General features: G+C 64.7%; 14 protein-coding genes. 8 read left to right on the forward strand and 6 right to left on the reverse strand.

Annotated elements, in window-relative coordinates; all coding sequences use genetic code 11:
* Nucleotides 1-140: 140 nt before the first annotated feature.
* The 7 genes from ACFPN5_RS16690 (at nt 141) to ACFPN5_RS16720 (ending at nt 12,949) form a co-directional block, all read left to right on the forward strand.
* Nucleotides 141-2,528 (forward strand): TonB-dependent receptor, encoded by a 2,388-nt coding sequence (locus ACFPN5_RS16690; RefSeq protein WP_379784898.1) that lies wholly within the window; start codon nt 141-143, stop codon nt 2,526-2,528.
* Nucleotides 2,528-3,670, forward strand: coding sequence for a glycerophosphodiester phosphodiesterase (locus tag ACFPN5_RS16695; protein WP_379784899.1), 1,143 nt, complete (start codon nt 2,528-2,530; stop codon nt 3,668-3,670). Before ACFPN5_RS16690 ends, ACFPN5_RS16695 begins: the two co-directional genes overlap by 1 nt.
* A gap of 68 nt (nt 3,671-3,738) precedes the next feature.
* Nucleotides 3,739-4,764 carry an alpha/beta fold hydrolase gene (locus ACFPN5_RS16700; protein WP_379784900.1) on the forward strand — a complete coding sequence of 342 codons (1,026 nt, stop codon included), beginning with the start codon at nt 3,739-3,741 and terminating at the stop codon, nt 4,762-4,764.
* Between the two features lie 87 nt (nt 4,765-4,851).
* A complete protein-coding gene (gene glk, locus ACFPN5_RS16705; RefSeq protein WP_379784901.1) occupies nt 4,852-6,705 on the forward strand; it encodes a glucokinase in 1,854 nt (617 codons plus the stop codon).
* A 92-nt stretch (nt 6,706-6,797) separates the two neighbouring features.
* A complete protein-coding gene (locus tag ACFPN5_RS16710) occupies nt 6,798-7,454 on the forward strand; it encodes an MEDS domain-containing protein (protein WP_379784902.1) in 657 nt (218 codons plus the stop codon).
* A 65-nt stretch (nt 7,455-7,519) separates the two neighbouring features.
* Nucleotides 7,520-9,937 carry a hybrid sensor histidine kinase/response regulator gene (locus ACFPN5_RS16715; RefSeq protein ID WP_379784904.1) on the forward strand — a complete coding sequence of 806 codons (2,418 nt, stop codon included), beginning with the start codon at nt 7,520-7,522 and terminating at the stop codon, nt 9,935-9,937.
* Between the two features lie 75 nt (nt 9,938-10,012).
* The gene (locus tag ACFPN5_RS16720; protein WP_379784905.1) at nt 10,013-12,949 is read left to right on the forward strand and encodes a hybrid sensor histidine kinase/response regulator; all 2,937 of its coding nucleotides are present in this window, start codon (nt 10,013-10,015) and stop codon (nt 12,947-12,949) included.
* Nucleotides 12,950-13,007: 58 nt separating this feature from the next.
* Here ACFPN5_RS16720 and ACFPN5_RS16725 read toward each other — a convergent pair whose 3' ends face one another.
* The 4 genes from ACFPN5_RS16725 to ACFPN5_RS16740 form a co-directional block, all read right to left on the reverse strand.
* Nucleotides 13,008-13,913: a DUF4394 domain-containing protein gene (locus ACFPN5_RS16725; RefSeq protein WP_379784907.1), complete on the reverse strand. Its 906-nt coding sequence runs from the start codon at nt 13,911-13,913 to the stop codon at nt 13,008-13,010.
* 254 nt (nt 13,914-14,167) lie between these two features.
* The gene (locus tag ACFPN5_RS16730) at nt 14,168-14,917 is read right to left on the reverse strand and encodes an AAA family ATPase (protein WP_379784909.1); all 750 of its coding nucleotides are present in this window, start codon (nt 14,915-14,917) and stop codon (nt 14,168-14,170) included.
* A gap of 8 nt (nt 14,918-14,925) precedes the next feature.
* Nucleotides 14,926-17,655 (reverse strand): alpha-1,6-glucosidase domain-containing protein, encoded by a 2,730-nt coding sequence (locus tag ACFPN5_RS16735; RefSeq protein ID WP_379784911.1) that lies wholly within the window; start codon nt 17,653-17,655, stop codon nt 14,926-14,928.
* A gap of 168 nt (nt 17,656-17,823) precedes the next feature.
* Nucleotides 17,824-19,434: a POT-type proton-dependent oligopeptide transporter gene (locus tag ACFPN5_RS16740; RefSeq protein ID WP_379784913.1), complete on the reverse strand. Its 1,611-nt coding sequence runs from the start codon at nt 19,432-19,434 to the stop codon at nt 17,824-17,826.
* 247 nt (nt 19,435-19,681) lie between these two features.
* Between ACFPN5_RS16740 and ACFPN5_RS16745 the strand changes: the two genes are divergently transcribed.
* Entirely contained in the window at nt 19,682-21,310 is a 1,629-nt protein-coding gene (locus tag ACFPN5_RS16745) for an alpha-glucosidase family protein (protein WP_379784914.1), read from the forward strand.
* A 46-nt stretch (nt 21,311-21,356) separates the two neighbouring features.
* Here the strand turns inward: ACFPN5_RS16745 and ACFPN5_RS16750 are convergent, their stop codons facing one another.
* Together ACFPN5_RS16750 and ACFPN5_RS16755 are read right to left on the reverse strand one after the other, a co-directional pair.
* Nucleotides 21,357-21,833, reverse strand: a complete 477-nt coding sequence (locus ACFPN5_RS16750; protein ID WP_379784915.1) for a hypothetical protein — start codon at nt 21,831-21,833, stop codon at nt 21,357-21,359.
* Between the two features lie 68 nt (nt 21,834-21,901).
* Nucleotides 21,902-22,999, reverse strand: a complete 1,098-nt coding sequence (locus ACFPN5_RS16755; protein ID WP_379784916.1) for an NAD(P)-dependent alcohol dehydrogenase — start codon at nt 22,997-22,999, stop codon at nt 21,902-21,904.
* Between the last annotated feature and the right edge of the window lie 137 nt (nt 23,000-23,136).

Genomic DNA, 23,136 nt, shown 5'->3' on the forward strand with positions numbered 1-23,136 from the left:
TCATTGACCCTCCTGACTGGAGACGGAATAGTGTATGACTTCCCGACGCTACGGTCATGAATCGGTCATGACAGTGTCACGGCTTAGTCATCTGGCAAGTTTAATCTTCGGTCACCTTAACCGTCCCGATACCTTGCCCGATGAATGTCACGCCGAAGTCCGACCGCTCCGCCCTGCGCCTGTCCTTGACCGCCATCGCAGCGGCTACCCTGTGCGCATCGATGGCCCACGCCGCCGACCCAGTCCCGGCAGCCGAGGCGCCGGTTGTCCAGGACACTACGCCACCCGGCGCCATTGCCACCGTCGAGATCTCGACCCGCAAGACACGTTCCTCGGTCGCCATGTCCGGCACTGAAATCCAGAAGGTGATGCCGGGCGTGAACCCGCTGAAGGCCCTGCAGGCGCTCCCGGGCGTCAGCTTCCAGACCGCCGACCCATGGGGCAACAACGAGCAGAACCTGTCACTGTTCGTGCACGGCTTTAACGGCCAGCAGCTCGGCTACACCATGGACGGCGTGCCGCTCGGCGACCAGCAGTATGGCAACTACAATGGCCTGGCGCCGCAGCGCGCCCTCACCAGCGAAAATGTAAGGAGCGTGGTGCTGTCGACCGGCGCCGGCGACCTCGGTACGCCATCGACCAGCAACCTGGGCGGCACGGTCGAGACCTATTCGAGCGATCCGCTGGCACGCCGCAACCTCAACCTCCAGCAGACCGTGGGCAGCCACAAGGCCAGCCGCAGCTTCGTGCGCTTCGATTCGGGCGACCTCGGCGGCGGCAATAGTCTGTACCTCTCGGCCCTGCACCACGAAGCCAAGGCCTGGGATTTCAATGGCCGCCAGAGCAACGACCAGGTCAACGCCAAGTTCGTCCACCAGGGCGAGAGCGGCAAGCTGACCATCTTCGCCAACTGGTCCGACAAGATCGAGCCGAACGAGGATTCGACCCTGCACCAGGCCGGCCTGGCCTCGCCCTACACGCGGCCTTTCCTGTACCCGGACTTCGCCGCCGCGCTGGCCTACCTCGACGCGAATGGCGCGCCGCCGGCGGCCGTGGGCGCGAACTTCCGCAATTATTACAGCGACGCCCAGCGCACCGACAAGCTGGCCTATGTGAAGTACGACGCTTACCTAGGAGACGACCTCACCTGGTCCAACCAGTACTACTTCCACCACAACGACGGCGTCGGGGTAGTGGCCGGCCCGATCAACCAGGCAGGCCTGCCGGCCCTGTTCCGGGCCTACTACCCGAACCAGAACCTGAAGTCGGTGTTCGGCAATTCCGGCTACGCGACCCGCACCACCGAGTACAAGATCAACCGGCAGGGCGCTACCTCGATCCTGCGCTGGGACCTGGGCGCGCACCGCCTCCAGGCTGGGCTGTGGTTCGAGCACAACAACTCGGGCGCCTACCGCCGCTGGTACGCGCTGGACGTGAACAACCCCAGCACCCCGTACCAGCGTCCGGCCAATCCCCTCATCACGCAGTACGGCAGCGACATCGACAACAAGGTCGTCCAGTTCCACCTGCAGGACGAGTGGAAGCTGACCCCTGCGTTCACAGTGCAGGGCGGTTTCAAGTCGAGCCTGCAGTTCGCGGAAGGGATCTTCCCGGTGCAGCAGCTGCCCGCAGCGCTCAGCGGTGGCTCGCAAGGCCTGCCGGAAGGGAAGATCACCACCAAAAAATGGTTCCTGCCGCAGGTGGGCGCGCGTTGGGACATCTCCAGTACCGATCAGCTGTTCGCCAACATCCAGAAGAACATGCGCCAGTTCGTGACCTACGGCGGCGGCGGCAATTCGCCGTGGAGCCTGTCGTCGCAGCCGGCGTTTGATTACTTCAAGGCGACCGCGAAACCGGAGACTTCGGTGACCTATGAGCTAGGCCTGCGCGATTCGCGCCAGCTCGATTTCGGCCCGCTGACCGCCTTCGACGGCCAGGTGACGCTGTACCACGTGGACTTCCGCGACCGCCAGCTGGCGATCAGCTCGAACCCGATCATCACGTCCTTCGCCGGCGGCACCACCATCCTGTCGAACGTGGGCAGCGTCAAAACCGACGGCGTCGATCTCGGCGCCACCTTGCACTTCGGCCGTCCGTTCTCGTTCTACAATGCGGTGTCCTATAACCGTTCCAGGTACCAGGACAGTTACCTGTCCGGCACCACCGTCGTCCCGACCGCCGGCAAGATCGTGCCCAACACGCCCGAATGGATGAACAAGTTCATCGCCACCTACAAGCCAGGCGCCGACATCGAAGTGCAGCTGCAGGGCGACTATGTGGGCAAGCGCTTCGCCACCTATACCAATGACCTGGGCGTGGGCAGCTATTTCCTGCTTGGGCTGAACGTGTCGGGCAAGGTGCCGTTCGCAACAAGCGTCCTGAAGAACCTGCGCTGGAGCGTCAACGTCACCAACCTGGCCGACCGCAAGGGCGTGCTGCAGCCAAACGTGGGCCAGGCCAGCGGCAGCTACGCAACTTATCCAATCCCGCCGCGCATGGGCTTTGTCACCCTGAAGGCGGACATCTGATGACGCTCCTCATGCCCGCGAACCGGTCGCGCCGGCGCCTCGTGCAGGGGCTGGGCGGCGCCCTGGCGCTGGCGGCCTTGCCCGGCCTGGCCCGGGCGCAGCCGACGAGGAGCCTCCATCCCGGCGCGGTGCCGACGCTCTACGCCCACCGTGGCGCCAGCGCCCTGTTTCCCGAGCATACGCTGGCCGCCTATGCAAAGGCGATCCAGGATGGCGCCGATTTCGTCGAGCCCGACCTGGTCTGCACGAAGGATGGAGTGCTGGTGGCGCGCCACGAGAACCTTATTGCCGACACCACCGACGTTGCCAGCCGCGCCGAATTTGCGGGCCGTAAGACCCGCAAGACCATCGACGGCGAGGCGCACGAGGGCTGGTTCGTCTCGGACTTTACCCTGGCCGAACTGAAGACATTGCGCGCCGTCGAGCGCCTGCCGAAGATGCGTGGCAGCGGCCACGACGGCCAGTTCCAGGTCGTCAGCCTCGAAGAAATCATCGATTTCGTGGCGGCCGAGGCGGCGGCGCGCGGACGCGTCATCGGCCTGATCCCCGAGCTGAAGCATTCGACCTGGTTTGCCGCAGCCGGCCTGGCGCTGGAAGAGCGCCTGGTGTCGACCCTGAACGCGCATGCCTATACGCGGCGCGCCCCGGTTACCGTGCAGTCCTTCGAGACGGCGAACCTGAAGGGGCTGAGGAAACAGTTGGGCCGTTCCACGCATATCCGCCTGGCGCAGCTGGTCGTCGCCGGCGGGCGTTACGACGCGGTGCGCCCGGCCGACGTGGCCTTATCGGGCGGCAGCCTGACCTATGGCGAGATCGTGTCGACACGCGGCCTGCGCGACATGGCGCTGTACGCCGACGTGGTAGCGCCGGTCAACCGCGCCGTGATCCCGCTGGGGCAGGGCGACCGTTTGGCCGAGCCGACCACGCTGGTGGCGGACGCGCACCGGGCGGGCTTGCCAGTGGTCGCCTGGACCTTCCGTCCCGAGAATGCCTTCCTGGCCGCGGACTTTCGCAATGGCGCGGGCCCCAACGCACGCAACGAAGCCGGGTCGATCGCCGAGATGAGGCGCTACCTCGATACCGGGATCGACGGTTTGTTCTCCGACGATACGGCGCTGGCACGCAGGGCCATCGATGGCTGAGACGCAATCGGGGAACGGCTTTCTTTATTCTCGACTAGACTTTGCATATTCGATCACTTGAGATTGCCATGACGCCCGCCATCACCTTTCGTTTCGCTTCGGTCATTGCCCTTTCCCTGGCCACCTTATCCGCTACACAAGCCGCCGACGAACCGGTCTACGGCCCGGAACTCGAAGGTTTCAGCTATCCGGCGCCCGTAAAACAGTTCAACTTCACCTCGCAGCGCGCAAAACTGCACATGGCCTACATGGACATCGCGCCCACAGGCAAGGCCAACGGCCGCACCGTCGTCCTCCTGCACGGCAAGAACTTCTGCGGCGCAACCTGGGACGGGAGCATGAAGGCCCTGGCAGGCGCCGGCTATCGCGTCGTGGTGCCGGACCAGGTCGGCTTCTGCAAATCGAGCAAGCCCGAACACTACCAGTACACCTTCCAGCAACTGGCCGAGAACACGCGCGCGCTGCTTGACTCCATTGGCGTGAAGGGACCGGTCACGATGATGGGCCACTCGACCGGCGGCATGCTCGCCGTGCGCTATGGCCTGATGTTCCCGCAGCAGACCGAGCAGCTGGTGCTGGTCAACCCGATCGGGCTGGAAGACTGGAAGGCGCTGGGCGTGCCCTCGCTCGGTGTCGATAAATGGTACCAGCGCGAGCTGCAGACCACGGCCGAGCGCATCCGCAACTATGAAAAATCGACCTATTACGTCAACCAGTGGAAGCCGGAATACGAGCCGCCGGTGCAGATGCTGGCCGGCATGTACCGCGGCCCCGGCAAGGAAATCGTCGCCTGGAATTCGGCGCTGCTGTACGACATGATCTATACGCAGCCGGTGGTCTATGAATTCCCGCTCTTGACCATGCCGACGCTGCTGCTGATCGGCCTGAAGGACACGACGGCAATCGGCAAGGATGCGGCGCCAGAGGCCTTGCGGCCGAAGCTGGGCAATTATCCCGAGCTGGCGCAGAAAACCGTCAAGGCGATCCCGAAGGCGACGCTTGTGAGCTTCCCGGAGATGGGCCACGCGCCGCAGATGCAGGATCCGAAGGCCTTCCATGCGGCCCTCCTGAACGGATTGAAGGCGGGAAGGTGAGAAGGCCGGTCTGGTAACAATCAAACAATGCTATCCTACGCGGCTCCAGACGTATCTCAGCCGTAAATCCAGCCGTAAAGCAGCGCGATGATCACCGAACCAGAAATCGAACAAAAAAACAGCCGTGCCTCCTATGCCGACGGTCCGCGCCTCCTTGCCGACATCGGCGCCACCCATGCCAGGTTAGCGCTCGAGACGGCGCCCGGCGTGCTGCGCCAGACTGCAGTGCTGCGTTGCGACGACTACAGCGGCATCGTGCCGCTGCTCAACACCTATCTTGCGCAGCACGGCAGCGAGCGCATCACGCACGCGGCCTTTGCCATGGCCAACCCGATCAGCGGCGACCTGGTGCGCATGACCAACCGCGACTGGCAGTTCTCGACCGACGAAGTGCGCCGGACGATGGGCTGGTCCACGCTCCTGATCGTGAACGACTTCACCGCGCTGGCGATGGCGCTGCCTACTTTTGGCGCCGGCGATGTGCTGCAAATCGGCGAAGGCAAGCCGCAGCCGCACGCGGTGGCGGGCGTGCTCGGGGCCGGCACGGGTCTCGGCGTGTCGGGGGTGATCCCGACCGCGGACGGTTTCGTCACCTTGGGGAGCGAAGGCGGGCACGTGAATTTCGCCCCGGGCGACGAGCGCGAGTTCGCCATCCTGCAGTACGCATGGCGCGAGTGGCCGCACGTGTCGAACGAACGCATCCTGTCCGGGCCGGGCATGGAACTGGTGTACCGGGCGCTGGCGGAGAAGAATGGCGTACAGGCCCCGGCCCGCAATGCGGCCGAGATCGTCAGCAGCGCGCTCGAACAAAACGATCCGCTCTGCCTGGAGGTGCTGGAATGCTTCGCCGGCATGCTCGGCGGCGCGGCCGCAAACCTGGCGCTGACGCTCGGTGCCTTCGGCGGCATTTTCATTGGCGGCGGCATTGTGCCGCGCATCGCGCAATGGTTCGCCACGTCGCCATTTCGCGCGCGCTTCGAGGCGAAAGGGCGCTTTTCCGAATACCTGGCCCAGATCCCGACCTACGTCATCATGACGCCGAACCCGGCGCTGCGCGGCGTCTCGACCATCCTCTCGGAACACCTGCGCGGGCGCAGCGGCGCCAATACGCTCATGGAGCGCGTGCAGCACCTGCAGCACGAGTTGTCGCCGGCCGAGCAGCGCGTCGCCGCGCTCGTGCTCGAGCATCCGAGGAAAGTCTTGTCCGAGCCGATCGCGGAAATCGCGCGCCTGGCCGATGTCAGCCAGCCGACCGTGATCCGCTTCTGCCGCTCGCTCGGCTTCCAGGGACTGGCCGAATTCAAGCTCAAATTCGCCGGCAGCCTGACCGGCTCGATTCCCGTGCGCCACAGCCAGGTGCGCATGAGCGACAGCACCCATGACTTGTCGGCCAAGGTGATCGACAACACGGTGTCGGCAATCCTGAAATTCCGCGACGGCCTGGACGTGCATGCGATCGACCGCGCCATTGCGCTCCTGCGCAGTGCCAACAAGGTCGAGTTCTACGCGATGGGCAATGCGCGCGTGGTGGCCCTCGACGGCCAGCATAAATTCTTCCGCTTCCGCATCCCGACCACCGCGCACGGCGACGCCCACCTGTTCCAGCTGGCCGCCGAACTGCTGAAACCGAACGACGTGGTGATCGCCATTTCGACGGCGGGGCAGGCGCCGGAACTGTTGTCGGCGGTGGACGCCGCGCGCGCCGCCGGCGCCAGCGTCATTGCGATTACGAGCAGCAAGTCGGCGCTGGCGAAAAAGGCGCACGTGTGCCTCGCGGTCGACCACACCGAGGACAGCACGACCTTCCTGTCGATGATTTCGCGCATCCTGCAGCTGCTGCTGATCGATATCATGGCGGTCGGGATCTCGCTGGGCAGCCAGGCCGACCAGGATGGCGACATCGAGCGGCGCAAGCTGCTCATTTCGCACCTGGACGTGTAATTATCTGGCAAGATGTCCTGCGGTGCCGGCTCGCAGTGCTGCCGGTCTTCAGCGCATGATCCCCTTGTAATCCTCACTTCCTGGTGACTATCATGTCAGTCGACAACAACGCCGTGAGCCTGGCCGGTAAGGCGCTCACCCATTCCTGCCATGCCTGTGCCTTTTTCCACACCAAGGAAGAAGAGTACCGGGTGCTCATGCCTTTCATCCTGGAAGGTTTCGAGAGGGGAGACCGGGCCTTCCACATCGTCGACCCCGAGCAGCGTGCCGCCCACCTGGCCCGTATGGAGCAGGCAGGCATCGATACGGCCGCGGCCGAAGCGCAGGGGCAGCTCGAAGTGCTCAACTGGCGCGAAACCTACCTCAAGGATGGCCGTTTCGACCAGCACCTCATGATCGAGACCCTGCTGAAAATGATCGCGCCGGGAAATGCGCCTCCGGGGAAAATATCGCGCAATATCGCGAATATGGAGTGGGCGCTGGAAGACCGGCCCGGCGTGCACGATATCGTCGAGTACGAGGCGCGCCTGAACCATGCGCTGCCGGAACGGCATGATCCGGTCGTCTGTACCTACGACCTGTCCCAGTTCGATGCCACCGCCGTAATCGACATCATGCGCACGCATCCGATGGTGATCATCGGCGGCATCCTCCAGGAAAATCCGTTCTATGTCCCGGCCGAGCAAATGCTGCAGGAAATCGAGGCACGGAAAGCTGCGGGCAGTAACCAGCCTGGCCCGCGTGTGTGAATGCAGTGACCGGCCTACAGGTTCCGGGACAGGAGAGTTCCGAGGTCGAGTGCCTGCGGCGCGCCATGCGCGACCTCGTCGCGCTCTCGACCCTGCCGGCGATCTGGGGCGAGCTTGGTCTCGATGGCATCGTCGACAGCCTGGCGAGCGTGATCCTGTCGATGCTCGACCTCGACCTGGCCTATGTCCGGTTATCGGACAGCGCCGACGCCGCGATCGACGCAATCGATGCCGTTCGCAGCAAGCGGCAGGATGCCGCCAGCCTGTTCCTGCCTGCAGCGCGCTGCGCACTGGACAGCTTGTCGAGCCCCTCCGCTGCGCACGCGCCAGCAACCATTCCCCATCCTGAGGGCGGACAGCCGCTGCGCGTGAGCGTCGTGCGCTTTGGTATCGGGCGCGACATCGGCGCGATGGTGGTCGGTTCCCAACGCCCCGACTTTCCATCCGAGCATGAGCGCCTGTTGCTGGGAGTGGCGGCCAACCAGGCTGCCGTGGTATTGCAGCGCCGCCTGGCCGAGCAGGCGCTCGTGCGCAGCAAGTCGCGCTTTCTCGACCTTGCGGAGGCGGCCCCCGCGCTCCTCTGGGTAACCGAGCCGGACGGCACCTGCTCCTTCCTGTCGCGCGGCTGGTATGAATTCACCGGGCAAGGCGATGAAGAAGGCCTTGGCTTCGGCTGGCTGACGGCGATTCATCCGGAGGATCGGCAAGGGGCGAGCCAGGCCTTCCTGGAAGCGAATGAACAAAAGAAGGAATACAGCCTGGAGCACAGGCTCTTGCATGCGGACGGCAGCTATCGCTGGGTGATCGACATGGGCCGCCCCAGGTTCTCGCCGGCCGGCGACTTCCGTGGATTCGTCGGCAATGTCCTCGACATCAGCGACCGCAAGCAGGCAGAGCAGGCGCTGCGCGAGACGCAGGAGGCGCTCTCCGCCATGTTCGAAGCCCTGCCGGTCGGTGTCGCTGTTGTTGACCAGCAGGGCAAGTTCCTGCTCTCGAACCAGGAAATGCACCGTTACCTGCCCACCGCGATCCTGCCGTCGCTGGACGACGCGCGCCATGACCGGTGGCGGGCTTTCGATGCCGACGGCAGCCCGTATGCGCGCGAGGACTTTCCGGGTGCGCGGGCCTTGCGCGGCGAACGGGTCGTGCCCGGCATCGAAATGCTGTACACGAACGACGACGGCGCCGACGTCTGGACCCAGGTGGCAGCCGTGCCGCTGGCGGGCAGCGACGGTGCGCCCAGGGGGCAGGTTGTCGTTGCCACGAACATCGATGCCTTCAAACGTACCGAAGCGGCGCTGCGCCAGTCCGAGGCACGGCAGGGCGCGCTGCTCGACGAGGTCACCAGGTCGAACAAGAACCTGAGCGAGTTCCTGGCGGTCCTGGCGCATGAATTGCGTAATCCGCTGGCGCCGATCGTGACCGGCCTGGAAGTCATGCGCATGCGCCCCGACAGCAGGGAAACCGTGTCGAGCGTGCGCGGCATCATCGAGCGCCAGGCGAAACAGTTGTCGCACCTGATCGACGACCTGCTCGACATCGCCCGCGTCACCAACGGCAAGGTCGACATCAAGAGGGAAGCGGTCGACCTGAAGTCGATCGTGTCGAACGCCGTCGAGACCAGCTTGCCCCTGATCGAGAAAGGCCGGCACACGTTCAGCCTGAAGCTGGACGATGTCCCGCTGCCGGTGAACGCGGACCCCGCGCGCATCGCCCAGGTGATCGGCAACCTGCTCACGAACGCGGCGAAATACACGCCCCCCGGCGGCAGCATCGAACTCCTTGTTCGGCAGGATGGCGGCCAGGCCGTCATATCGATCGGCGACAGCGGCGTCGGCATCCCGCGCGAATCGCTGGACACGGTGTTCGACATGTTCAGCCAGGTCGGGCGCAACATGCAGCACGCGCAAGGCGGCCTGGGAATCGGGCTGTCGCTGGTGCGCCAGCTCGTCAGCCTGCACGGCGGCACCGTCGCGGCAAGCAGCGAAGGCGTAGGCAAGGGCAGCACCTTCGTCGTCAGGCTGCCGCTCGAGCTTGCCGGTGCGGACCGTCCAGGCGCCGCCCGGACCGACGGCACCGCCCCCGTGCCCGGCAACATTTTCCGCATCCTCGTGGCGGACGACAATGTCGATGCGGCGACCACCCTGGCCTCGCTGCTCGAGATGTACGGTCACGAGCTGCGCATTGCGCACGATGGACAGGAAGCGCTGCAGGTTGCGGCGCAATTCCAGCCTGAGGTGCTCTTCCTCGACATTGGCATGCCCGGCATGACCGGCTACGAAGTCGCGCGCCGGATCAGGACGATCCCGGGCCTGGAACGCAGCGCCATCGCCGCCGTGTCGGGATGGGGCGCGAAGGAAGACCTGGCCCGTTCAAACGAAGCCGGGTTCGATATGCATTTCACGAAACCGGTGGCCCCAGGCCGTGTCGGCGATTTTTTGGGGTCGCTGCAGCAGGGTAAGGGCACACCTCAGGACGCCTGAGGCCGCCTGGCTGCGGGCCTGGTGGCAAAACACCACCGTACTGCGCTGTCATCGCTTCTATGTGAGAATGGGACGATGACTACCCGACCGGACTTCTCCGCGCTGTTTGCCGCTTCGCCGTACCCCTACCTGCTGATCGACACGGACTTCATCATCATCGGTGCCAATCCTGCCTACCTGCGGTCCACGGGCAGGACCGCGGACGACATCGTCGGCAAGCACATCTTCGACGCCTTTCCGGTTGATCCGGCCGACCCGGATTCGACCAACCTCGACGAAGTGCGTGTTTCCATCGAGCTGGCGATTTCCACACGCAAGCCGCATACCAGCGCATTGCTGCGTTACGCCATTCCGCATGAAGGGCCCGAGGGCATCGTTTTCGAGCAGCGCTACTGGAGCGCAGTGCACAGTCCGGTCTTCGACGGGGCCGGCGAGGTCATCTATGTCGCCCAGAACGCCATCGATGTCACCGACCTGTACCGGTTCGACGAATCGAGCAAGAAGTATTACCTGAAGCAGGGCGCGAATGCGGTGCCCGAGGTGCAGCCCATGAACCGGCCGCAAATGAACCGGCCGCAGATGCACGAAGCGATGACGCGCATCCTCAATGCCGAGCGCAGCCAGCTGCAGATCCTGTTCGACCAGGCGCCTGGTTTCATCGCCGTGCTGACGGGCCGGAACCATGCGTTCGAGATGGTCAACGAAGCGTTCTACACCCTGGTCGGGCATCGGACCCTGCTCGGCAAACCGGTGCTGGAAGCATTGCCGGAACTGGCGGGGCAGGGGATCTACGAATTGCTGGACGGCGTATTCGAGACCGGCACGCCGATCGTCCTGCGCGACCGCAAGGTAGCGGTGCGACGCGAGGGCGGCGCAGCGCTCACGGACCGGTATGTGGACTTGCTGTACCAGCCGGTCATCGGCCAGGATGGGCGGGTGACCGGCATATTTGTCCAGGGCAGCGATGTCACCGGCGCCTACGAGAGCAGCCGCGCGCTGTCGGAAAAGGTGCAGCAGCTCGAAGAAATTCGCCTGCACCAGGCCTTCCAGCTCGAACTGGCCGACCGCATTCGCCCGATGGGCAACCCGGACGAGGTCACCGCCGCCGCTTGCGAACTGCTGGGCCGCAAACTGGGAGTGGCGCGCGTGCTGTATGCCGAGGTCGATGACGAGCGGGGAACCATCTTCATCCGCCGCGACTGGACGGTTGAAGGATGTTCCAGCTTGGCCGGGCTCACCAAGACGCTGGACGACTTTGGCCCGGACATGATCGCCGACCTGCGCGCCGGCAAAGCCGTGATCAACCACGACGTCGGGCAGGATCGCCGTACCGCATTGCATACCGCCGCCTACGAGAAAATCGGCATCCGCGCCAACTTGCTCGTGCCCCTCGTCAAGGAGGGCAAACTGCATGCCGTGCTGACGATCCAGGATGCCGCACCGCGTGCCTGGCAGGCTGAAGAACTCGAACTGGCGCAGGAACTGGCCGAGCGGACCTGGTCGGCCGTCGACGCGGCGCAGGCGCAGGCCGCCTTGCGTGCCGAGCGCGACCAGAGCCAGTACATCTTCGACAGCATGGCCGAAGGCTTCGCCGTGCTCGACCGCGACTGGACCATCCTGCGCATGAATGCGGAAGGGCTGCGGCTGACCCAGCACAGCGCTGCCGAGGTGATCGGGCGCAACCACTGGGATATCTTTTCGGCGCTGAAGAACACGGAAGCCGAGACCGTCTATCGGCGGGTCATGGAAACCGGCAAGGCCGAAACCATTGAAATCCTGAAAACCCGGCCGGACGGGACGCAGGGGTGGACCGAAGTTCGTACCTACCGCTCGCTTGACGGCGGTATCGCCTTTTTCTTCCGCGACGTCACCGAACGCAGGTCGGCGCAGGAGCAGCTGACACTGGCCGACCAGCGCAAGGACGAGTTCCTGGCGATGCTCGCCCACGAGCTGAGGAATCCGCTGGCGCCGATCGGCGCGGCCGCGCAGCTGCTGCAGATGGCCAAGCTAGACGATGCGCGCGTGCGCCAGACGAGCCGGATCATCGGCCGCCAGGTCGAGCACATGACGCACCTGATCAACGACCTGCTGGACGTGTCGCGCGTGACGCGCGGCCTGGTCACGCTGGACAATGCGCCGCAGGACATCCGCCATGTCGTCACCGAGGCGGTGGAGCAGGTGACGCCCCTCATCCAGGCGCGGCGCCATCACCTGGCCCTGCACCTGCCGCCCGAGTCGACCCGGGTCATGGGGGACAAGAAGCGGCTGGTGCAAGTCATCACCAACATCCTGAACAATGCTGCCAAGTACACGAATGAAGGCGGCAACATCACGCTCAGGGCCGACGTGCACGAATCCCATGTGCTGGTCCATGTCATCGATAACGGCATCGGCATGACGCCCGACCTGGCGCAACATGCCTTCGACCTGTTCGCACAGGCCGAGCGCACCTCCGACCGCTCGGCAGGCGGGCTGGGGCTGGGGCTGGCGCTCGTCAAGAGCCTGGCCGAGCTGCACGGCGGGACGGTGCACTGCCGCAGCGAGGGTGCCGGACACGGCAGCACGTTCACGGTCTGCCTGCCACGCCTGGCCGAGGAGGAACTCCCGCGCGCGCATGCCTATGGCGCGCATGCGCTGCGCGCGGACAGCCGGCCGCTGCGGATCCTGGTGGTGGACGATAACGTCGATGCCGCGTCGATGCTGGCCATGCTGCTCGAAGCTTCGGGCCACGAGGTGACGGTGGAACACGGTGCCCAGGCCGGCCTGGTACGGGCGCAGGAGCAGGCCCCCCAGGTGTGCCTGCTCGACATTGGTTTGCCGGGGATGGACGGCAACGAGCTGGCACGGCGCCTGCGCACGCTCCCCGGAACCGCCCGTTCCGTGCTGGTGGCCGTCACCGGGTACGGCCAGGAGAGCGACCGCCAGGGCACGCTGGCGGCCGGTTTCGACCATCATCTGGTCAAGCCGATCGATACGGCAAAGCTGCTCGAGATACTCGCGCAGGCCACATGAAATCTCCCGGCCTGCCTTGCCTTGCCACAGGGACCAGCGGCTTCGTGCCGGTACCCTGCTACAGTTGATTCAACGGAATGGCAATGCCGATGATCTTGTACTGATTCGAGAAGGCGCCCCGCAATGTCGCCTTTCCGGTTGACAGGCTGATGCTGTACAGCCTGTTTGCCCCGTCGGCCGTTTGCAGGGACGCGAGCCCCTGTGCGCCAACGCTCGCCCCTGAACGGATAATGCTGTAGATATCGAATCCGGTAGCCAATCCAGTGTCCACGCCCAACTTGCCGGTTGCAGCGAGCGTGCCGTCGTTCGGCGGCGATTGCAGGGCCACCTGGTCCAGCAACGTGTCGAGCGCATACAGCGTCGTGGCGGTGTTGGGAGAAAGGTCGTTATTGGTGTAGGCCGAGCCGGTGACGCCGGTGGCAGTCGGCCCCACGGCATTGACCGGGGTGGCAGGTGGATAATCCAGGGGATCGTCGACAACGGTAACACCACCGGTATTCACGTTGTGTCGCAGGTTTTGCCCGGCATCGCTGACGATACGCAAGCGGTCTGCGGCAGGATTGAAATCCACGCCGAATGAATTGCCTTCGAGCGGAACCGACAGCTGGCTGACCTTCGTGGCAACGGCGTTCCGGACATCGAGCGCATAGATGCCGCCGGACCTGCTCACACCGTACAGTCTGTTGTCCTGTACCCGGAAATCGATGCCGACCAGTGCATCGCCTCGCATGAGGCCACTGATGTAGCCGATGCTGCGGGCGTTACCGGGACGATATTCGTTGAAACATACAAGTCGCATGTCGGCGGTCAGGCCGACGACCGACAGCGAACCGGATTTGCCGTGGTTGCCCCCGCTTTCGCAAGCGGGGCGCGAGCGGTAACTGGCGTGGTCGTCGACGGCGACCGCGGGCAGGGCCGTGACGATGAGGCTTGCAGCGGCTGCCAACTTTGCTAGCTTTCTCATGGTGCTTCTCCTGATCAATGAAGTGACGAGTGTAAAAAGGCAGTGCTCCACGCTGGAAAGACGGGATACCTCGTAAACTGGTCGTCAAATCCACGTAGCAACACGATGATCGAATCGAAATCGACCCGACGCCTTTACTACGCAGCGTGGCGCGCTTTGGATGCAGCGGAATTAAAATAATCAGGGGCCGTTCCTGGTCGGCCACGATATGCATGGGCAGCGCAGCGCGAGGAAGTCGGCCTGTAGGATATCGGCTAGCGTCCCATCAGGATGGCAAGCATGCGCTGCGGATTGGCGATGAAGTCGTGCATGACCCGGTAGTGCTCGGTGTCTTCGTAGGCAATCGGGTGGATGCCGCGCTCGCCGCATTCGTAGATGGCCGCGTTCGGGTAGGCCATCAGGATTGGCGAATGGGTGGCGATGATGAACTGGCTCCGGCTTTCCACCAGGTCGTGCAGGCGGCTGAGCATGGCGAGCTGGCGCTGCGGGGAAAGGGCCGCTTCCGGCTCGTCGAGAATGAACAGGCTGTTGCCGCCGAAGCGGTGGATGAACAGCGACAGGAAGGATTCGCCGTGCGATTGCTCGTGCAGCGGCTTGCCACCGAACGAATCGATCAGTTGCGGGCCGCCCGAAGGGTCTTCATCACGCAGTTCGATTTCCGTACTGACGTTGAAAAAGCTTTCCGCACGCAGGAAAAAGCCGTCGCGCGGCTGGTGGATGCCGCGCACGATGCGCAGGTGCTCGTGCAAAGTCGAATGCGACGGACGCGTCGCGAAACGAAAGTTGCGGCTGCCGCCCTCTGCATTGAACCCCATCGCCACTGCGATCGCCTCCAGCAGCGTGGACTTGCCGGAACCGTTCTCACCCACAAAGAAGGTCACGTTCGGATGCAGGGCCAGCCTGTCGAGCGAGCGCACCACCGGCAGCGAGAAAGGAAATTGATCCGCATGCGCGGCCGCGGAGGGCTTCAGGCTCACTTCGTCGAGGTAGGCGCGCGTTTTCATCGGGCCTGTCAGTCCTCGACGAACACCACCGCCGTGCGCGCCGGGACGCTGAAGGTGCCGTTGCTGCTGTCGTAGCCGGCGCTGGCGGCGCGCTTGTCGCCTGCGCCTTTGGCCGTGTGCACCGGGTGCAGGCGCATGCGCTTGCCGCGCAGCTGCGGGTCGGTGACGACGTGCGCGACCTTGTCCACGTTGACCAGGTAGCTGATTCCCTTGAAGCCCGCCCCGGCATAGCCGCGGCCGTCGAGGTGGGCCGCGAGCACGGTCGGCTCCTGTTTCGAGCCGACGTTGAAGAAGCGCAGGCGCTTGTTGACATCGTCCGCTGTGCGCATCCGGAACAGGGTCGAGCTGGCGCGAATCGCCAGCAGGTCGCGGAAGGCGTCGCGCGTGAAAGCGATGTCGGAAGGCAGCGGGACCAGCTTGGGATCGGCCAGCAGCGGCTTGAACAGCGGCCAGTCCTTGGCGTTGTCTGCCGCGGGCGGCAAGCCGGTGCCGAAGTAATTGGTCTGGTAGCTCCAGTCGACCCGGTTGAACCAGTCGCCCGAATTGAAGCTGTTCCGGTCCAGCGATTTCGAGCGCAGGATGTCGACGCCGGCGTGGAAATAGGCGACGCCCTGGCTGAAGGCGTTGATCGCCAGGCCCAGCACCTGCACCCGCGCACGGTCTTCCGTGGACGTTTGCAGGGGCAGCTTCAGGGCGTTGGCGTCATACAGGGTCTGGTTGTCGTGGTTCTCGACATAGTTCACGGTTTCGCCGGGCTGGCTGGCGTAACCGGCCGGCTGGCTGCCGTAGGGGATGTCTTCGAGCCTGCGAGTGGCGTCATCGAAGGTGGTCAGCGAATAGCTGCGCAGCGTGCCGGCCAGGCCGATGCGGATCATGTCGGCGGCCGCCAGCAAGTCCTTCACGAGGCGCGTGCCGGCGCGGGCGTTGGCATCGTATACGAGGCCGTTGATATAGCCCTGCTGGCGGATCACCGCATCGCCGGCGTCGCCCGCGCCACCGCCACGGGCGGCATCGCGCGCACGGTCGCTGAAGGTGCCGATGCCGCTGCCGTTCAGCGACAGTTGCGAGGCCTGTACGAAGCGCGCGCCGTCCGCCACTTCGCCGAAGTTCCAGCCTTCGCCGATCAGCTGCACACGGCGCTTCGCCGCCTTGTCGACGCGCGCCTGCAGCGTCTCCATGGCCGCGCGCGGCTGGTGGCCCATCAGGTCGAAGCGGAACGAGTCGATCTTGTAGTGGCGGGTCCAGAGTTCGGCGGACTCGATCATCAGCTTGGCCATCATCGTGTTCTCTGTGGCCGTGTTGTCGCAGCAGGTCGACTGCTCGACGGCCCCCTTCGCATCGAGGCGATGGTAGTAGCCGGGTACCACGCGGTCGAGCACCGATTTTTCATGCTGGCCGGAGCGGAAGGTGTGGTTGTAGACCACGTCCAGGCCGACGCGCAGGCCGGCGTGGTGCAGGTTCTGCACCATCTCGCGGAATTCCACGATGCGGCGCGCGCCGTCGTGCGGGGCGCTCGAATAGCTGCCTTCGGGCGCGTTGTAGTGCCAGGGGTCGTAACCCCAGTTGTAGCAGTCCTCGTCTGCCGTTTTGGCGATCAGGGCCTGCTGCTGTTCGCCGTCGGGCGCTCCGGCCGGCTTGGGCACGACGCAGGCTTTTTCCGGGACGCTGCCGATGTCGTAGACGGGCAGCAGGTGGATGTCGGTCAGACCGGCCCTGGCCAGCGCCTGCAGATGGCGCATGCCGTTCGACTGCGTTTCGCTGAACGCCGTGTACTTGCCGCGCTTGGCCGGCGGCACGGTCGGATCGTCGCGCGAAAAATCACGGACGTGCAGTTCGTAGACCGCCATGTCGGGCTGCGCCTTGACGGTCGCGGGCGGGCGCTGCGCGTCCCAGCCGCGTGGCTTGAGGGCAGGGGCGTCGAGGTCGGCGATATAGCTGCGCTTCGAGTCGGTGGTGAGGCTGACCGAATACGGGTCGGTGACGAGGTTGCGCACCAGGCCGGCGCCGTCCGCGACGACGTCGACCGCGTACTTGTAATAGCGGCCTGACAGATCGGCCGGCAGGTTCGTCCCCCACACGCCGGTGCGCGCGTCGAACACCAGCGCATGGATGGCAGTGGCCGCGCCGGTGCCGCCTTCGTACACGCAGACGGCCACGTCCTGCGCGGTCGGCGCCCACAGCTTGAAGCCGGTGCGGTGCTTTGCGGGCGTGGCGCCCAGGTCGGGCACCTCCGCGGCAGCGGCGTACAGGTCGTCGAGGGCGCCGGCCGTTTGCAGGCGCGTGGCGGCCAGCACCGTGCCGTCAGCCGCTTCGCGCACCAGCACCAGCTGTTCGCGATGGAGCTGGGCCAGGCGCGGCAGGTCGGCGTCTTTCACCGCCAGCACGGCGCCCGCGCCCACGTACTTGAAGCGCTGCGCGGCCGCTGCCGGCACTTCCCCTTTGAAGACCGCCAGGTCGAGCGCGCCGGAGGCGCCGACCACCTTCGCACCGTTTTTGATAGTGATCGACCCTGTCGGCGAATGGTAGAGGCGGAACAACCCTTCGCCGGCCACGCCCGGCCATTGCGCCAGGCGCCGCTCCAGCCAGACGGCGCGGGCGTCTAGCTTGTGCGCGGCCGGGTGCAGGACCGTGGCAAAGCCCGGGCTGTCGCAGGCTTGCAGCGGGATGGCCGCGTGCGCAGGACTGGTAACGACAGAGGTGGCGGCGGCGGCGAGGGCGGCACAGGCGTATCGGATCATAAGGCTCTATCGAACGGTTGACGTAGTTCAGCTACAGGAAAGCGAATCAGCAGGAAGGGCGCGCGGATGGCGCGTCGTAACCTCATGTAATTTTACTAGTCTTTGATGGCGCACCTGATAAAAAAACGCCCGCCGGAGGGGCGGGCGTCAGCAGGGCGATCACGCCAGTCAGACCTTGGCAGGGCTTGGCGCCGGTGCGCCTTCAGTGCTGCGGTAGTAATCGACCATCTTGTAGCGCTTCGCGTACAGGCCGAAGGCAATCGCCGCCAGCAGCGCAAAGGCCGCGAAGAAGTACATCTGGAAGGCGATCACGCCGACCCCCGAACTGGCAATCGTGCCCAGCACCGCTTCGTTCTTCACTGCCGCGTTCACGACCAGCACCCACAGGTTGCCGACCGTGACGGCCAGGCTCCAGAGCGCCATGATGGTGCCCTTCATCGAGGCCGGCGCCTGGCTGTAGGCGAACTCCAGGCCGGTCGCCGAGACCAGCACTTCGCCCATCGTCAGCAGCGCGTAGGGCAGGATCTGCCAGGCCATCGAGGTCGGGGTGCCGGCATCCATCGACACCTGGATGGTGCCGATCACGAGCCAGGACAGGGCCGAGAAGGCGATACCGGCCGTCATGCGGCGCAGCGCCGTGGGCATGAAGCCCATGCGCTCGAGCATCGGAAACAGCACCAGGTTGTTGAACGGGATCAGGATCATCACCAGCAGGGGATTCAAGGCCTGCATCTGCGCCGGCAGCAGCGTGAACTCGTTGCCGAAGACGTTGAAGGTGGTGATCATCGAGTTGGCCTGCACCACCCAGGTCGAGGCCTTCTGGTCGAACAGCGACCAGAACGGCGTTACCAGGGCGAACACGATCAGGATGCGCAGCACGGCGCGCGCGCCGTCGACCGCTTCGTCAGGGTGCAGGCCGCGCGCGCGTTCCAGTTGCATCGAGGTGCCCCAGCCGCCAAAGGCCAGCAGCAGCACCAGTGCCGTGCAGGCGGAGATCACGAAGCCCCATTGCGGCGACATTGCCAGCGACACGATGGCGCCGACCACGCCGACCAGCGCGATGGTCAGGCCCGGGCGGCCCTGGCCAGGCTGTTGCGCCAGCAGGGCGCTGCGCGCGACGCGGGTGAACGAATGCGGACTGGCCGCGGCCGGCGGCACGTGCACGTACTTGCGGCGTCCGCTCCAGAGCACGATGGTGGCGATGAACATCATGACGCCGGGGATGCCGAAGGCGACGGCCGGTCCATAATTCTTCAGGAACAGCGGCATCAGCAGCGAAGCAAAGAAGGAGCCGAAGTTGATGATCCAGTAGAAGGCGTCAAAAACGAGCTTCGCCTTGCCCTTGTTGGTCTGGTCGAACTGGTCGCCCACAAACGAGGCGACCAGCGGCTTGATGCCGCCCGAGCCGAGCGCGATCAGGCCCAGGCCGAGATAGAAGCCCTTGACGTTGTCCTCGAAGATGGCGAGGCAGGCGTGGCCCGCGCAGTAGACGAGGCTGAGCCAGAAGACGGTGTTGTACTTGCCGAAGAAGCGGTCGGCCAGCCAGCCGCCGAGCAGCGGGAAGAAGTACACGCCGATCACGAAGGTGTGGAACACGTGCTTGGCTTCGCCGGTGCGCTCGGACTCCGGCAAGAACAGCAGCAGCGTCGAGATCAGGAAGGGCGTGAGGATGTTGCGCATGCCATAAAAGCTGAAGCGCTCGCAGCCTTCGTTGGCGATAATGTAGGGGATCTGGCGGGGCATGCGCCCGGTGGATTCGGCAGGTAGCGGCTGGCTCATGGCACGTTTCGAAAATGGATCAATGCGGGATGCTATGACGTGGGTGCGCTCTTTGCAACAGGAAAATAATTCGTGTTGCCGGGCGCTCGTAGTTTTCCTACTTCACCGTTTTTGTATGCAAATATTATTTGCATCTAAGCCATTGAATGCAAAGGAAATATGTTGATATTGACGCCTCCGGTGCGGATTGTAAGTTTGAAAAACCTGCTGTATATTGCATAAAAACCACCCAACCAGATCATCCGTCATGACCCCAACTTCCACGCAAAACAATGACTGGTGGCGCGAAGCCATCATCTACCAGGTCTACCCGCGCAGCTACCTCGACTCGAATGGCGATGGCATCGGCGACATTCCCGGCATTACCGCCAAGCTCGACTACATCGCCGGCCTGGGCGTGGACATCGTCTGGCTCTCGCCGTATTTCAAGTCGCCGATGAAGGACTTCGGCTACGACATCTCCGACTACTGCGATGTCGATCCGCTGTTCGGCACCCTGGCCGACTTCGACGCGATGGTCGCCAAGGCGCACAGCCTGGGCCTGAAAATCATGATCGACCAGGTGATGTCGCACACGGCTGAAGCCCACCCGTGGTTCGTGGAGAGCCGCAAGAGCCGCGACAACCCAAAGGCCGACTGGTACGTCTGGGCCGATCCTCTCCCTGACGGCAACCCGCCGAACAACTGGCTGTCGGTCTTCGGTGGATCGTCCTGGCAGTGGGACAGCCGCCGCAAGCAGTACTACCTGCATAACTTCCTGGCCAGCCAGCCGGACATGAACTTCCACAACCCGGAGGTGCAGCAGGCCCACCTGGACAGCCTGCGCTTCTGGCTCGAGCGCGGCGTCGACGGCGTGCGCATGGACGCCTGCAACTACCACTTCCACGACCGTTCGCTGCGCAGTAACCCGCCCGCAACCAAGCGCGACACGGCCTCGGTCACCGACGTCAACCCGTACGGCATGCAGGCCCACGTGCACGACAAGACCCAGCCGGAAAACATTCCGTTCCTGGTCCGCCTGCGCACGCTGCTGGACGAATATGGCGCGATCTCGATCGGCGAAGTCGGGGACGACGATTCGCTCGGCGTGATGGCGGCCTACACGGCCGATGGCGACAAGCTGCACATGGCCTACAGCTTCAACCTGCTCACGCCGCAGTTCTCGGCGGCGCACATCCGCACCCAGGTCGAGGAATTCGAGGCGCGCGTAAAAGGCGGCTGGGCCTCCTGGTCGGTCGGCAACCACGACGCCATCCGCGTCGTGACGCGCTGGAAGGGCGAAGACGCGCCGGTGTCGTTTGCGGCGATGGTGCTGGCGATGCAGCTGTCCCTGAAAGGCACCCCTTGCCTGTACCAGGGCGACGAGCTGGCGCTGCCGGAAGCGGACGTGCCTTACGAACTGCTGCAGGACCCATACGGCATCACCTTCTGGCCCGAGTTCAAGGGCCGCGACGGCTGCCGTACGCCGATGCCGTGGACGAACGAAGCGCCGAACGCCGGTTTCACGACCGGTTCTCCGTGGCTGCCGGTCGCCGCGCCCCACCTGGCTGCCGCCGCCTCGACCCAGGAAACCAACCCTGCTTCGGCCCTGAACGCCGCGCGCCGCATCATTCATTGGCGCCGTTCGTTGCCGCAGCTGACCCGTGGCGACATTTCGTTCTTCGATGCGCCGGAGCCGGTGCTGGCACTGCGCCGCACGCTCGACGGCGAGCCGACCGTGCTGGCCGCGTTCAACCTGTCGAATGTGCCGGTGTCGTTTGAATGGCCGGAGACGGCGGCTGCGCAGGACCTCGATGGCCACGGCCTGCCGGGCGAAGCAGGGGCGGGGCGCGTGACGCTGCCGGCGTATGGGGCGTGGTTCGGTACCGCTGCCTGATCAGGCGCGGCCATTCGTAGGGTGGACGGGTCTCCCGTCCACGCGTTCAATCCGCTGACTTCAACTGCACACGGCGAATCCCACGCCGCCATTCGTCGAGCGACAGCACGGTATCGTTCTGCAGATCTTCGACCAGGATCTGGCCGTCCGTCTGCGCCACCAGGAAGCTTTCGCGGCGCTGCACGGATTGCTTGCGGTTCTCCACAAAACTCATCTGCCAGTACTGCTTGCCATTGAGCGTGCGCGGCGTCGGATTGTCTTCGATGATCGCGCCATGCGACTTGCCGCGCGAACGCTGCTCGATGTCGCTCGACCAGGCTTTTACTTCGGGCAGCGCCAGCAGGGCAGCCATGGCCTGTTCTTTCGTCAGGCTCGGCGCCGGCTTGGGCTTGACGATGGCTGCCGGTTTCGGTGGGGGAGGTGGCGCTTCCTGTTTGTCCTTGCAGCCGGCAAGCGCGGCAGCAAGAGCTGCGGAGATGATCAGCAGGCGAAGAGGGGCAGAAAGCAGGCCGCGTGGGGTCATGTGAAACCTCGTGAAATCGTGCGGCCATACTAAACGAACTGTGACTGCCGGGCAATCAACGGCTGGGGTCAAGCCTCGCCGTCGATCTCTTCCTTCAGCGACGCCATGTCGATCACGTAACGGAAGCGCGCGTCGCCCTTTTCCACCTTTTTATACGCGTCGTTCACGTCCTGGATGCGGATCATCTCGATTTCCGGCCCGATGCCATGCTCGGCGCAGAAGTCCAGCACTTCCTGGGTCTCGGCCAGGTTGCCGATCAGGGAACCCGCCACCGAGCGCCGTTTCAGGGCCATCTGCATGTTGTCCGTCGGGGCCAGCGGTTCCAGCGCGCCGACCACGCACAGCACGCTGTCGCGTTTCAGGAGCTCGACGAAGGGATTGAGGTCGTGTTTTTCGGGAACCGTGGAGAGGATGAAGTCGAAACTCGTCGCGAGTTCTTCCAGCGCCTTCTTGTCCTTTTCCAGCACGGCCTTGAAGCCGAGCTTTTCCGCTTCCTCGATCTTCGCCGCGGTCGTGGTGAACAGCGTCACCTCGGCGCCCAGCGCCTTGGCGAGCTTGGCCGCCATGTGGCCGAGGCCGCCCATGCCGATCACGCCGACCTTGTCGCCCGCCTTCACACCCCAGCGCTTCATCGGCGAATAGGTGGTGACGCCCGCGCACAGGATCGGCGCCGCCACTTCGGGGCGCAGCCCGGCCGGGATTTTCAGAACGAAGTCTTCCTTCACCACGAGCACGTTCGAGTAGCCACCGAAGGTGTTGTCGCGGCCATAGATGTTTTCGCCGGCTTTGGCTTTCGGCAGCAGCGGCCCGTTATAGGTGGCCAGCCAGCTGTTCGGGCTGCCGCAATAATTCTGGTCGCCGCACTGACAGGCTTCGCACTGGCCGCAGCTGTCGATCATGCAGCCCACGCCGACCAGGTCGCCCACGGCGTGGCGCTTCACCGCCGGCCCGACTTTCGTGACGCGGCCGACGATTTCGTGGCCGGGCACGCAGGGGTAGACGGTGTTCGACCATTCGTTCTTCACCTGGTGGATGTCCGAATGGCAGACGCCGCAGTAGAGCACGTCGATTTCGACCTCATGCGCCCGCGCTTCCTCGCGCTCGAATTCGTAGGGTTTCAGGCGGCTGAAGGAATGCTTGGCCGCGTAGCCGGTAACCTTGATCATGTTCGCTCCTTGGGAAATGGAGCGGGGACGATAGGCTCGGCGCACGGCCGCGTCTGTTAGATCGCGCGCGCACGGGGCAATCCGGGCGCCGCTGCAAGGCATCCCGGCCGATTCGTCAACATCGAATGGTAGACTCG

Source organism: Massilia niabensis (assembly GCF_042655085.1).
Classification (GTDB): Bacteria; Pseudomonadota; Gammaproteobacteria; order Burkholderiales; family Burkholderiaceae_D; genus Telluria; species Telluria niabensis.